At 44.6% G+C, this 12,565-nt stretch carries 10 protein-coding genes; 1 reads left to right on the forward strand and 9 read right to left on the reverse strand.

All coding sequences use genetic code 11. From position 1 onward, the window contains the following. Positions 1 to 3: 3 nt before the first annotated feature. The 9 genes from murG to mraZ form a co-directional block, all read right to left on the reverse strand. Positions 4 to 1,110, reverse strand: coding sequence for an undecaprenyldiphospho-muramoylpentapeptide beta-N-acetylglucosaminyltransferase (gene murG / locus LKO28_RS07585; RefSeq protein WP_227694188.1), 1,107 nt, complete (start codon positions 1,108 to 1,110; stop codon positions 4 to 6). A gap of 61 nt (positions 1,111 to 1,171) precedes the next feature. Further along, positions 1,172 to 2,365, reverse strand: coding sequence for an FtsW/RodA/SpoVE family cell cycle protein (locus LKO28_RS07590; protein ID WP_227694360.1), 1,194 nt, complete (start codon positions 2,363 to 2,365; stop codon positions 1,172 to 1,174). 25 nt (positions 2,366 to 2,390) lie between these two features. Next, complete coding sequence (gene murD, locus LKO28_RS07595) at positions 2,391 to 3,764, reverse strand: UDP-N-acetylmuramoyl-L-alanine--D-glutamate ligase (protein WP_227694189.1); 1,374 nt, start codon at positions 3,762 to 3,764, stop codon at positions 2,391 to 2,393. Between the two features lies 1 nt (position 3,765). Then, complete coding sequence (gene mraY / locus LKO28_RS07600; protein ID WP_227694191.1) at positions 3,766 to 5,010, reverse strand: phospho-N-acetylmuramoyl-pentapeptide-transferase; 1,245 nt, start codon at positions 5,008 to 5,010, stop codon at positions 3,766 to 3,768. Between the two features lie 10 nt (positions 5,011 to 5,020). After that, positions 5,021 to 6,475 (reverse strand): UDP-N-acetylmuramoyl-L-alanyl-D-glutamate--2,6-diaminopimelate ligase, encoded by a 1,455-nt coding sequence (locus LKO28_RS07605; RefSeq protein ID WP_227694192.1) that lies wholly within the window; start codon positions 6,473 to 6,475, stop codon positions 5,021 to 5,023. 5 nt (positions 6,476 to 6,480) lie between these two features. Beyond that, positions 6,481 to 8,601 (reverse strand): penicillin-binding protein, encoded by a 2,121-nt coding sequence (locus LKO28_RS07610; RefSeq protein WP_227694194.1) that lies wholly within the window; start codon positions 8,599 to 8,601, stop codon positions 6,481 to 6,483. A gap of 19 nt (positions 8,602 to 8,620) precedes the next feature. Continuing rightward, positions 8,621 to 9,034 carry an FtsL-like putative cell division protein gene (locus LKO28_RS07615; protein WP_227694196.1) on the reverse strand — a complete coding sequence of 138 codons (414 nt, stop codon included), beginning with the start codon at positions 9,032 to 9,034 and terminating at the stop codon, positions 8,621 to 8,623. Positions 9,035 to 9,047: 13 nt separating this feature from the next. Then, complete coding sequence (rsmH, locus tag LKO28_RS07620) at positions 9,048 to 9,965, reverse strand: 16S rRNA (cytosine(1402)-N(4))-methyltransferase RsmH (RefSeq protein WP_227694198.1); 918 nt, start codon at positions 9,963 to 9,965, stop codon at positions 9,048 to 9,050. Next, positions 9,955 to 10,431, reverse strand: coding sequence for a division/cell wall cluster transcriptional repressor MraZ (mraZ, locus tag LKO28_RS07625; protein ID WP_227694200.1), 477 nt, complete (start codon positions 10,429 to 10,431; stop codon positions 9,955 to 9,957). Before mraZ ends, rsmH begins: the two co-directional genes overlap by 11 nt. Positions 10,432 to 10,772: 341 nt before the next feature. On the opposite strand from mraZ, the gene aspS reads away from it, so the two are divergent. After that, positions 10,773 to 12,524, forward strand: a complete 1,752-nt coding sequence (aspS, locus tag LKO28_RS07630; protein ID WP_227694202.1) for an aspartate--tRNA ligase — start codon at positions 10,773 to 10,775, stop codon at positions 12,522 to 12,524. Positions 12,525 to 12,565 lie beyond the last annotated feature (41 nt).

Below are 12,565 nucleotides of genomic sequence, written 5' to 3' on the forward strand. Positions count from 1 at the left end.
CATCTATTTAATCAATTTTAATACTTCTCGGGCAATTACATCGTCGGCATCCAATCGTGCCAACTTCTTTATTTCTGTTCCTAAAGCTGCGCATTTTGCTTCGTCGGCCAATAACTCCAGCGCCAGATAGATCATGGTATCTCGGGCATCTGCTTCGGAAATCATCACCGCAGCATTTTTGGCGACCAACGCTTCTGCGTTTTTTGTCTGATGGTCGTCTGCTACATTAGGCGAGGGCACCAAAAGAACGGGCTTTCCTACGACACATAGCTCGGATATCGTGCCGGCACCTGCGCGCGAAATAATTAGGTCGGCGGCCGCATAGGCTAAATCCATGCGATCTAAATAGGGCTTCACTTTAACATTTCCGGGAATCAACTGATCTAGTTTCAGCATCATCTTCATGTCTTCATAATATGCTTTCCCGGTCTGCCAGATAAATTGCACATCTTCTTTCTCCCCTAACTCATGCATGACGTCCAACACATACCCATTCATCTGCCTTGCGCCCAAGCTGCCGCCTATAATCAGGATTGTTTTCTTGTGGGGCTGCAAACCGAAAATTTGCAGAGCAAATTCACGTTTGCCCTCCGTGGCAACAGCATCTCGCCGTATGGGATTGCCGGTAAACACAATTTTCTCTGAAGGAAAGAACTGATCCATACCATCATAGGCCACGCAAATTTTCTCTGCTTTGCGGCTTAACGATTTGTTTGTTAAGCCCGCATAGGAGTTTTGCTCCTGTATCAACGTAGGTAAGCCAAGGTAGTTGGCTGCCATCAACAGGGCACCAGAAGCGAACCCCCCAACACCAACCGCTGCATCTGCATTAAACTCCTTGATAATGCGCCGGGATTTGATTAAACTACTAACCAATTTGAAAGGCAACACCAAATTATTCAGCAAAGATTTTCGATCAATCCCTTGTATATCTAATCCCACAATTTCATAGCCGGCTTCAGGGACGCGTTCCATTTCCATACGGCCGTTTGCGCCGACAAATAGAATTTCGATACCGGGCTCTATACGACGCAATGCGTTCGCGATTGCAATCGCCGGATAAACATGTCCGCCTGTACCTCCTCCGCTTATGATTATTCTATGCGCCATATTTCTTGTTTTTTACTACAACTTATGTTGGATGAGAACAATTTTCCTTTACGTTTTATTTCTATACAGTTCCGACAACTACTTTTGAGTTTTTCGGAACTTCGTTTAATTCTTCTTTACCTTTCAACTCTTCGATACTCCGGCTCACACTTAAAATGATTCCCAACGCTACGCTGGTAAACAAAATGGAAGTTCCGCCCATACTGACTAAAGGTAAGGGGACGCCGGTGACGGGCCCTAACCCTACGGCAACAGCCATATTAGCCAGCGCCTGTATAGTGAGGCTAAAACCTAAACCTGCGGCCAAGAACGCACCAAAGGCACGCGGACTCAGGGTAACAATGCGTATACAACGGTACATCAACGCGACGTATAGGAAAAGCAGCATGGCGCCTCCTATTGTACCGTATTCTTCGACAATAACGGCGAAGATAAAATCAGAATAGGGATGCGGCAGTAGATTTCTACCGACACTATTACCGGCTCCTTTACCAAATAATTCGCCCGAGGCGATCGACATCTTGGCTAGATTGGCCTGATAGTTTTTGTCTTCTTGAAACGGAATAGCATTTTGTGCAGTCTGCTCTGTTTTGAAGAAGCCTTCAAAACGGCTGATATACGTAGCCCGTCTGGGGCCGATAAAAATAACCAGCAATAAGAGAAAAGCGCCGCCAATACAAACAATACCGATTTGCTTGAAGCTTACCCGCCCGATCAAAAGCAACAATACGCTCGTACCGAATAGCATTAAAGCGGTGGATAAGTTGGCCCACGCGATCAGCACAAAAACCAAACATACCGTACCCATAATGGGAATAAATGATTTTTTTAAATCTTTAATCTCATGCGCTTTTCGAGACAGCATACGTGCGAGGAAGGTGATGAGCGCTAATTTGGCCAAATCCGACGTTTGGAAGGTTTGGTTGATAACGGGAATGGTCACCCAACGGCTAGCATCGTTTACTTTGTTTCCCCCAATTAATGTAAAAAGCAACAACGGAATAGCGATGATCATCAACAATTTAGAAATGCCGGCATAATAGCGGTAATCTAATTTATGTGATAGATACATGAGTAACAACCCCACAACGATAATAGAGAAATGTTTAAACAGGTATAACTCCGTGCCTTTCCCTTCTTTATAGGCAAGGGTACCGACCGAGCTATATACAGCCAGCAAAGACCAGCCGGATAGGACAATCACGATAATCCATATCCATTTATCTCCTTTTAATTTACTAAAAATCTGATCCATCATCGTTTATCAAATTTTATTCGTTTTACAATGACATTACGGCTTCTTTGAATTTTTCCCCGCGTTCTTCGTAATTTTTGAACCAATCAAAACTTGCACAGGCGGGCGACAATAGCACCGTATCGCCTTTTTTTGCTAAATAGGACGCTATCTCCACGGCATCTTGCATCGACGAGCTGTTTACAATCACTTCGGTGTCCTCTTCGAACGATTCGTGGATACGCATGGTATCTTTACCGATGCATACAATGGCTTTCACTTTGGACTTAACCAAATCTCGCATCATCTCGTAATCATTCCCTTTATCTACACCACCCATAATCAAAATAATATCGGGCGAGAAGCTTTCTAAAGCGTACCAAACGGAATTCACATTTGTAGCTTTCGAATCGTTAATATAATTCACACCACCGATACAGGCTACATGCTCTAAGCGATGCTCTATATTCACATACGATTCCATGCTTTCTTTCATCGTTTGATTACGCAATTCCTGAACCTTCGCAATCAAGCCAGAAGCCATATTGTTGTATGCGTTGTGTTTTCCCTGTAATGATAACTCTTCCATATTCATCGCAAAAATGTCTTTGTTTGGTACTTTTATAATTATTTGTTTTTCGGCGTCCAAATACGCGCCTTGATCAACTTCTTGTTTCTGTGTAAAGGGCAAATGCTGGGCTTCGGTTTTGAATTCGGCTAACCCTTTTAGCGTTTCTTCGTCATCTAGACAGTAGATAAAATAATCGTCCTTTGTTTGATTTCGAAGCAGGCGAAACTTGGATGCTCTATAATTTGCCATCTGATAATCGTAACGGTCCAGATGATCTGGCGTGATGTTTAAGATAACAGCTAGGTTTGCCCGGAAATGATACATATCATCCAACATGAAACTGGATATTTCCAACACGTATACATCGTGATGTGCACGCGCCACCTGTAACGCAAAGCTCTTACCGATATTCCCGGCCAAGCCTACGTTTACACCACCGCGCTGTAACATATAATGTGTTAACATGGTCGTGGTGGACTTACCATTCGAACCCGTAATACAATATAGTTTTGCATCGGTATATTGTGCTGCAAACTCAATCTCGGAAATAACCGGGATGCCAGCCTGCTTTAATGTCTTTATTAAAGGCGCATGGTTAGGGATTCCCGGACTTTTAACAACCAAGGCGGCCTGCATGATTTTATGTTCCGTATGTTGCTGTTCTTCAAAATCGATTTCTTCCTCTTGCAAGGTCTTACGATATCCTTCACCAATCGCCCCCATATCGGAGACAAATACTTCGAACCCTTTGTCCTTACCTAAAATAGCGGCACCCACCCCACTCTCCCCCGCGCCTAATATCACGAGAAAGCCTGTTTGTGGATAATATGTATGTGCTATATTCGCCATCTTATCTTACTTTTAGGGTTACTATGGTTAAAATTGCAAGAATAATAGACACGATAAAGAAGCGCATAACAATCTTTGACTCGTGATAACCTTTTTTCTGATAATGGTGATGCAGCGGCGACATCAAAAATATCCGTCGTCCTTCTCCATATTTTTTTCGCGTGTATTTAAAGTATGAGACCTGCAAAATCACGGACAGGTTTTCCAGTAAGAAGATACCGCACAACATCGGAATCAACAGTTCTTTACGAATGAGAATAGCGAAAGCCGCAATAATCCCACCGATGGTCAAACTTCCGGTATCTCCCATAAATACCTGTGCCGGGTAAGCGTTGTACCAAAGAAACCCGGTACAGGCTCCTACGAATGCTCCGGCAAAAATCACTAGTTCGCCCGAATTAGGAATATACATGATGTTCAAATAATCGGAAAAAATCACGTTCCCCGATACATACGCCAGGATGGCAAGTGTAATACCGATAATAGCGGATGTTCCGGTTGCGAGCCCATCAATTCCATCGGTGATATTTGCCCCATTGGACACCGCTGTAACAATAAATACCACGACGAGCAACACCACGATAAAAGTGACGAGATAACCGTTTAGGCCAAACATGCTGAGAACTTCTGCGTAATCAAACTCGTTGTTTTTATAGAAAGGGATATTCGTTTTTGTAGATTTCACATTTTCGGTGTAATAACGTTCGCCTGTTTGGGTGTCTACCATAACTTCCACCGCTTTTGTGGAGGTTGGATTTTGCACTTTTTCACGAACAACGATATCGGGATGAAAATACATGGTAATTGCGATCAACGTACCTAAACCTATCTGTCCGATAATTTTAAAGCGGCCAGCCAATCCTTCTTTATTTTTGCGAAACACTTTGATATAATCGTCTAGGAAACCAATGGCTCCCATCCACACCGTGGTGACAATCATGATGATCACGTAAATATTATCCAGCTTTGCGAATAATAGCGTAGGAACTAGAATACCACCGATAATAATTAGCCCCCCCATGGTGGGTGTACCGACTTTGCTTTTTTCGCCTTCTAAACCTAGATCACGGATGGTTTCGCCCACCTGTTTGTTGCGTAAAGCACGGATGAGACTACTTCCATACACGGTAGTGATGATTAACGAGACAATAACCGCCATAGCTGTACGGAACGAGATGTATTGGAACAATCCGGCTCCGGGTATGTGCATATGCTCTTGTAACCAACTAAATAAATAATATAACATCCGTAATTTTCTATTGCTCGTTAAACGTTTCTTCTAAAATCTCTTTATCGTCGAAATGATGACGCACACCGTTGACCTCTTGATATTTTTCATGCCCTTTTCCTGCTACCAGTATGATGTCGCCGGGCTGCGCTAAGTGACATGCAGCACGAATAGCTTCTTTTCGCTCGGCAATGGTGAATACATGTTTACGGTCGCTGGTTTGCACACCTGCTTCCATATCGTGAATGATAGCCATCGGATCTTCCGTTCTCGGATTATCTGATGTGATAATTACTTTATCGCTCAAACGTACCGCGACGGCCGCCATTTCCGGACGTTTAGTTTTATCGCGGTCGCCACCACATCCCAATACCGTAATAACCTGTTGGCCACTTTGCCGTAGATCTCGGATGGTCAGTAGCACGTTCTCCACGGCATCGGGCGTATGTGCATAATCAACTATACCGACTACACCACTCGTGGATCGTACTACATCAAATCTACCTTCGGCTCCTACGATATCACTCATAGCCGTCAGTACTTTCATGGTTTCTTGCTCCAACAAGATTGCTGCGCCATATACGGCTAATAGGTTGTATGCATTAAATCCGCCAACAAGCTTTACCCACACGTCGTGCCCGTCTACATGTAGCAACATACCGTCCAGATGGCTCTCGACAACTTTCGCTTTGAAGTCGGCCATACTTTTTAATCCGTAGGTTTTTTTATGCGCAAATGTATTTTGTAGCATTACAGCACCGTTACGGTCGTCCACATTGGTCAACGCAAATGCAAACCGATCTAAATCGTCAAAAAACTTCTTCTTTGCTTTGATGTAATGGTCAAACGTGCCATGAAAATCCAGATGATCGTGCGTGATGTTGGAAAATATTCCACCCGCGAAACGCAATCCCGCTATCCGCTGCTGCACGACGGCGTGAGAACTGACCTCCATAAAGCAGTAATCACAACCAGCATTGACCATTTCCCGAAGCAACCTGTTTAGTGCTATAGGATCTGGAGTAGTGTGTGTAGCCGGAATCACCCGGTCACCGATTCTATTCTCTACGGTTGAAAGCAACCCGACTTGATATCCTAAATTTTGAAATAGATTGAAAAGCAGAGTAGCAATGGTGGTTTTGCCGTTTGTCCCCGTAATGCCAACCAGTTTTAACGCTTTGGACGGATCACCGTAAAAATTAGAAGCCAGCAATCCCAATACATAAGAGGTATCGGCAACCAACACATAGGTTACGCTGTCCAAGAGTTGCTCCGGCAGGGTATCTAACACCAATACCTTGGCCCCGCTAGCCACCGCTTTATCGAGATATAAATGCCCATCGGTATGCACACCTCTAACAGCAATAAAAAGGCTATCCGCCGAAACTTGTCTCGAATCGAAACACACGGACACCACCTCAACTTCAAGGGTCCCTTCAAGTTGCTGCACTGGAATTGCATGTAATAATTCTCTTAGCTTCATATCTTCTAATTCAGCGCCAACACTATTGGCGTACCTATTTTTAATTTTGTTCCAGCAGCCAGTGACTGGTTGATGACCTTACCCCGTCCAGATACTTTGGTTTTAAAGCCAGCGTTCTCCATGGTGAATATCGCATCGGACAGCCCCATACCGATTACATCTGGCACCACTCCTTCTTTCATCTGCGCTTCTTTGAATGGAGCGGCTTTACCAACAGAATCTACGGCTTGTGCGATATGGTTCCAATTCGAAGGTTGGAAACCTAATGCTTGATACACCGCGCTAGATGCCGCTTTGGATCCCGTCAAAGTCAACGGCAACTTTGCTCCGGCTGTGTTTATTTTTCTATCCGCTAAAGTGCCATGCAGAGTTAAATCGTTTGCATAAATCATATCCGCTAGCTCTTTGAAAACCGGCCCGGCGATTGCCCCACCATAATATCCTTTTCTCGGGTTGCGGATAACCACAATCATAGAATATTTTGGATTTTCGGCAGGAAAATAACCGGCAAACGACGATTGATAACGACGCTGCCCGTACCCTCTTGCACCATCGTTCATTTGCGCAGTACCGGTTTTTCCGGCGGAAGTATATAACGGAGAACTTAAACGTCTTCCGGTCCCGTCTGTCATGACACCTGCCAACAATGCCTGCATTTTATGGATCGCCTCTTTTGATGCAATCTGCTTATTAAGGACTTTTGCATCAAATCGCTCTACGGTATTCCCCAAATGCCGGATCTCTTTGACAAATAAAGGAGCGAGCAATTCACCATCGTTCGCAACCGCATTATATAAGGCCAACATCTGCAAAGGTGTTAACCGAAGTTCGTAACCGTAAGCCATTTGCACCAACGATAGTTTACTCCAGGTTCTGCTGTCTGGCATTTTCACCCATGGAGTTGCTTCGCCTGGGATTTGCAACCCTAAAGGTTTTCCAAGCCCGAAATGATGCAACTTGGAAGTGTATTTCTCCGGTTTATCTCCGTAATACGTATTTATCAGCTTAGCAATCGCCACGTTAGAAGATTGTTCAAAAGCCTCCTTTACGGTCATTACCGACTTTTTAGGTGCGTGTGAATCGCGTATGGTGTGTGAAGGTACTTTATAGGTACCATTTCCAACATCTACCGTGCTGGACGTATCTACATAACCGTCGTCAAGAAGTGCCAAAAAGCTAGCTATTTTAAATGTGGAACCCGGATCAGCACCCTGCGCTATCGCATAATTGTATTTTTCACGAAAAACACCTTCTTTATCTCGGGTAAAGTTTGCAATAGCCCGCACCTCTCCGGTTTTCACCTCCATAACGACTACACAACCATTATCAGCATCGCTGATAATCAACTGCTTTTCTAGGGCACGCTGCGCCATATCCTGCATATTTACATCCAAGGTGGAAATAATATCCGAACCGTCTACTGGCGCGACTTCTACCTCGCGGTTTACAGGCACCCAGACTCCGCCAGCAATACGCTGCATCAGCTGCGAACCGCTTTTCCCGTCTATATAAGACCCGTAAGCTCCTTCTAAGCCGACCAACACGGTATCTCCTTTGATATTTTTGTAGCCGATGGTACGGGCAGCCAGATTGGTAAACGGTAAAATCCGTTTATTTTCCCGCACCGTGACCAAACTCGTAGGATATCGTTTTTTTCCTTCTCTAAAGGCATGAAACAATGGAAAAGTCTTGATAACTTTTAGATCTTGGTGAGAAACATCTCGCTTGATTAGAACATAGCGCTGCTTTTTTGCACGCGCATTCTTTAACAGGGTTAAATATTGTCGCGCGGATTTATCTTTGAATTGCGCTGACAAGCGCGCCGCCAATGAATCTACTTTAGAATTGAAAATATCACTAGCCTCCGCGGGTATCGACATAGCATCAAAGCGAAGTTCATATTCTGGAACAGAAGTAGCCAACAAACTTCCATCGTTGGAATAAATATTTCCACGAGCTGCCTCAATTCCACGCTCCCGAATCGTCAAACTATCCACCATCGCACGCCACTCGCCCCCATCCACATACTGCAAATGTAATAGCTTACCAAAGACCGTTAGCGCAAAAAGCACCATAAGGCCAAATGCCACATACACGCGAATAAGTATCGTTTTCCTAATATTCATACAACTCCGTGCTGCCTGTTTACTTGTTTATTCCCTTTATTACCTCTAATTTAATAGGAGGTTCCATGCGTTCGTTTAACCCTAGGGTATCTGCCCGCTTTGCTATTTCCGTTTGGGTAGTCAGCTTCATTAATTCTGCTGACAATGATTTATAATCCCAGCTCAACTCTTTCACTTCACGCCCTACGTGATCGATGGTACGCACCGTTCTTTCAGCTAAATGACGATTAGAAATATATAACAAACCCAATAACGCCACAAAGGCGGCAAAGGGCAAGTTTCTAGCCACCAAATAACTGGACAAATAGTTTGTGGAGAAAATGGAGCGAAGAAAATGTCGCGTTTCTTCGACCTTCTCCTCCACAGAGTCATTCATCTTCTCTTGAACTTCTTCACTTAACTCTTTCTTACGGACGGTGTTTTTCCCAGACATATCACTATCAAGATTAAGTTCCGCGCTCAGCTATACGCAGCTTTGCGCTTCGCGCCCTGTTATTTACTTCCAATTCATCCGGCCGGGCGGTCACCGCTTTACGACTAATAACCCGAAAAGGCTTTATTTCATTTCCATAAAAATCTTTCTCCACTTCTCCTCTAAACTTCCCTTTCTGCATAAAATTCTTCACAAGCCGATCTTCCAACGAATGGTAAGACATTACCACCAAACGCCCCCCAGGTTTCAATACCGCCACCGTTTGCTCTAAAAAGTCTTGCAGTGCCGCCAACTCCCCATTAACTTCGATACGCAACGCCTGAAAAACCTGCGCATGATATTTATGCTCTTTACCTTTTGGCACCTGACGCTTGATCACTTCTTTTAACTGCGCCACCGTTTCGATCGGCCCATTCAGTCGCTCCATCACAATCCTAGCTGCCAATGAACGCGCATTCTGAATCTCACCATACATACCAAAAATGCGATGTAACTCCGCTTCGCTATAGGTATTCAGCACCTTTTTTGCGTCCAATTCACCAACTTGATCCATCCGCATATCCAAATCAGCATCATAGCGAATGGAAAAACCACGCTCCGGCGAATCAAATTGATGCGAAGACACCCCTAAATCAGCCAGGATACCATCTACTTCCCGAATCCCTAATAGCCGAAGATTATTTTTTAAAAACCTAAAATTATGATGCACCAATGTGAAACGCGGATCATCTAACGTGTTTTTTACTGCATCTGGATCCTGATCAAAGGCTATCAGCCGCCCATTGCTTCCTAATCTTTTTAGGATCTCCCGGGAATGCCCACCCCCACCAAAGGTCACATCAACATACACTCCATCTGGCCGGATAGCCATCGCCTCCATACATTCGTTCAGCATCACAGGAACGTGGTAAACCGTCGGATTATTCGCCATCCTGCCCTCCTTCCAAATCAAACCCACCCATCACTTGTGCTGCCAGATCAGAAAAATCGTCTTCCGATAACTTACCCATTTGTTCGTCATAGGCTACCTTCGCCCACACTTCTATTTTTTCCAAATTACAAGCCAACACTAACTCACTTCCTATCTCCGCATACTCTAGCAAACCTTTCGGTAGTAAAACCCTCCCTGCCGAGTCCAACATCAGCTCTGTAGCTCCACTCATAAACTTTCTAACAAAGTCACGATTCTTAGGCTGAAATTGATTGAGTCTCGATAACTGTTTGAGGATTTTATTCCATTCTTTGCGCGTATAAATAACTAAGTTTTGCTCGAAACCTCGATTTACTACAAGCCCATCCCGCTCCACATCAGGCAGTTGCCTTTTGAGCGCGGCAGGAACCACCATTCTACCTTTGGCGTCCAACTTGCATTCGTATTCTCCGATCAAATAGTTCACAGGCTATACAGCTAATCTAAATTTTAATGTAAAAGTATACACTTTCTCCCACTTTCCCCCACAATACCACACAAAAAGTTTTCCACATAAACCATATACCCCACAAAAACTTCTTCAGAGCCTTTTACGAGGAATTCGCACCGAAATCAATCTCCGCGCACCGTGGAACACTGAGAGAAAACAGCTCTTGCTGCGGCTTCCCATATGAAAATTAACCTACTATTCGAGACAATCCTTGACTAAATCGATCCATTTCCAAGCAAATGTGGGGCAAAGTGGGAGAGATTAAAAAAAGAACAAACAAATCTTTATTGTCCGTAAAATCCAATATTTTTGCGCTTATGTACAGAAGCCATAATTGCGGTGAGTTACGGATCACCGATACCGATAAAGAAGTTACCCTAGCAGGCTGGGTTCAAAAGTCGCGCGATAAGGGATTTATGATTTGGATCGATTTACGGGACCGTTACGGTATCACGCAGCTAATATTTGATGAAGCGCGAACGGATGCAGCGATTATGCAGCACGCGCGGACTCTCGGCCGGGAGTTCGTGATACAGGTCAAAGGTATCGTCATCGAACGGGAATCTAAGAATTCCAATATCCCGACCGGCGAAGTGGAGGTACTGGTAAAGGAATTATCGATTTTGAATGAAGCGCAACTCCCGCCATTTACGATCGAGGATGAGACGGACGGCGGCGAAGATTTACGCATGAAGTACCGGTATTTGGACATCCGCCGTAACCCTGTAAAAAACAGCCTTCTTTTTCGGCACAAGATCACGCAGGAGGTACGCAATTACCTATCAAATTTAGACTTTTGCGAAGTAGAAACACCTTATTTAATTAAGTCTACACCGGAGGGGGCCCGCGACTTTGTGGTACCTTCGCGCATGAATCCGGGTCAATTCTATGCTTTACCGCAATCGCCGCAGACTTTTAAGCAGTTACTCATGGTCGGTGGTTTAGACAAATATTTCCAGATAGTAAAATGCTTCCGAGATGAAGACTTAAGGGCTGATCGTCAACCGGAATTCACGCAGATTGATTGTGAGATGTCGTTCATAGAACAGGAAGATATTCTGAGCGTTTTCGAAGGGTTGACGCGTCATCTACTAAAAACAGTACACAATATCGATATTACAGCGTTTCCGCGTATGAGCTATGAGGAAGCTATGCGCCGGTACGGAAACGACAAACCGGATATACGCTTTGGCATGGAGTTCGGCGAATTGAATACGGTAGCGCAGCACAAAAACTTTTCCGTCTTTAACGATGCGGAACTGGTCGCGGGCATAGCTGTACCAGGAGCTGCATCGTATACGCGCAAACAGATCGATGCATTGACCGACTGGGTAAAACGTCCGCAGGTGGGAGCATCGGGAATGGTTTACTGTAAATGTGAGCTCGATGGTACATTCAAGTCATCGGTAGACAAGTTTTACGATCAAGCTGATCTTTCCCGGTGGGCGGAAGTTACAGGCGCACAACCTGGAGATCTAATCTTGGTACTTTCGGGGTCAGCCAACAAGACTCGTGCACAATTGAGTGCGTTACGTATGGAACTAGCGCATCGTTTAGGACTACGCAAACCAGACGAGTTCGCTCCGCTGTGGGTGACGGATTTCCCCCTATTAGAGTGGGATGACGAAACAGGCCGTTATCATGCGATGCACCATCCTTTCACCTCTCCAAAAAAAGAAGACATGCATCTTTTGGATACCGACCCAGGCAAAGTTCGCGCAAATGCATATGACCTTGTACTCAACGGCAATGAAATTGGCGGTGGCTCGATCCGTATCCACGATAAGGAAACACAAAGTTTAATGTTTAAACACCTCGGATTTACAGCAGACCAAGCACAAGAGCAATTTGGCTTTCTTCTGGATGCGTTTCAATACGGCGCACCTCCTCATGGTGGACTCGCTTTTGGTCTGGACCGTTTGGTAGCGATTCTGGGCGGACAGGAAACTATTCGGGATTTTATAGCATTTCCGAAAAACAATGCCGGACGTGATGTAATGATCGACGCTCCTGCCGCCATAGACCAAACACAATTGCAAGAATTGAGTTTGGAGGTTCATATTTCTTAATCGTTAGGATTTCATCGGAAACGATTCGGGCTGGTATTTGT

This window comes from Sphingobacterium sp. FBM7-1 (assembly GCF_020687765.1).
In the GTDB taxonomy this organism is placed as follows: domain Bacteria; phylum Bacteroidota; class Bacteroidia; order Sphingobacteriales; family Sphingobacteriaceae; genus Sphingobacterium.

Bases quoted from the DNA above. Each gene is read 5' to 3' on its own strand.
- murG (WP_227694188.1), bottom strand. From the start codon at position 1,110: ATGGCGCATAGAATAATCATAAGCGGAGGAGGTACAGGCGGACATGTT.
- LKO28_RS07590 (WP_227694360.1), bottom strand. From the start codon at position 2,365: ATGGATCAGATTTTTAGTAAATTAAAAGGAGATAAATGGATATGGATT.
- rsmH (WP_227694198.1), bottom strand. From the start codon at position 9,965: ATGGCGAATAATCCGACGGTTTACCACGTTCCTGTGATGCTGAACGAA.
- murD (WP_227694189.1), bottom strand. From the start codon at position 3,764: ATGGCGAATATAGCACATACATATTATCCACAAACAGGCTTTCTCGTG.
- LKO28_RS07605 (WP_227694192.1), bottom strand. From the start codon at position 6,475: ATGAAGCTAAGAGAATTATTACATGCAATTCCAGTGCAGCAACTTGAA.
- LKO28_RS07615 (WP_227694196.1), bottom strand. From the start codon at position 9,034: ATGTCTGGGAAAAACACCGTCCGTAAGAAAGAGTTAAGTGAAGAAGTT.
- mraY (WP_227694191.1), bottom strand. From the start codon at position 5,010: ATGTTATATTATTTATTTAGTTGGTTACAAGAGCATATGCACATACCC.
- aspS (WP_227694202.1), top strand. From the start codon at position 10,773: ATGTACAGAAGCCATAATTGCGGTGAGTTACGGATCACCGATACCGAT.
- LKO28_RS07610 (WP_227694194.1), bottom strand. From the start codon at position 8,601: ATGAATATTAGGAAAACGATACTTATTCGCGTGTATGTGGCATTTGGC.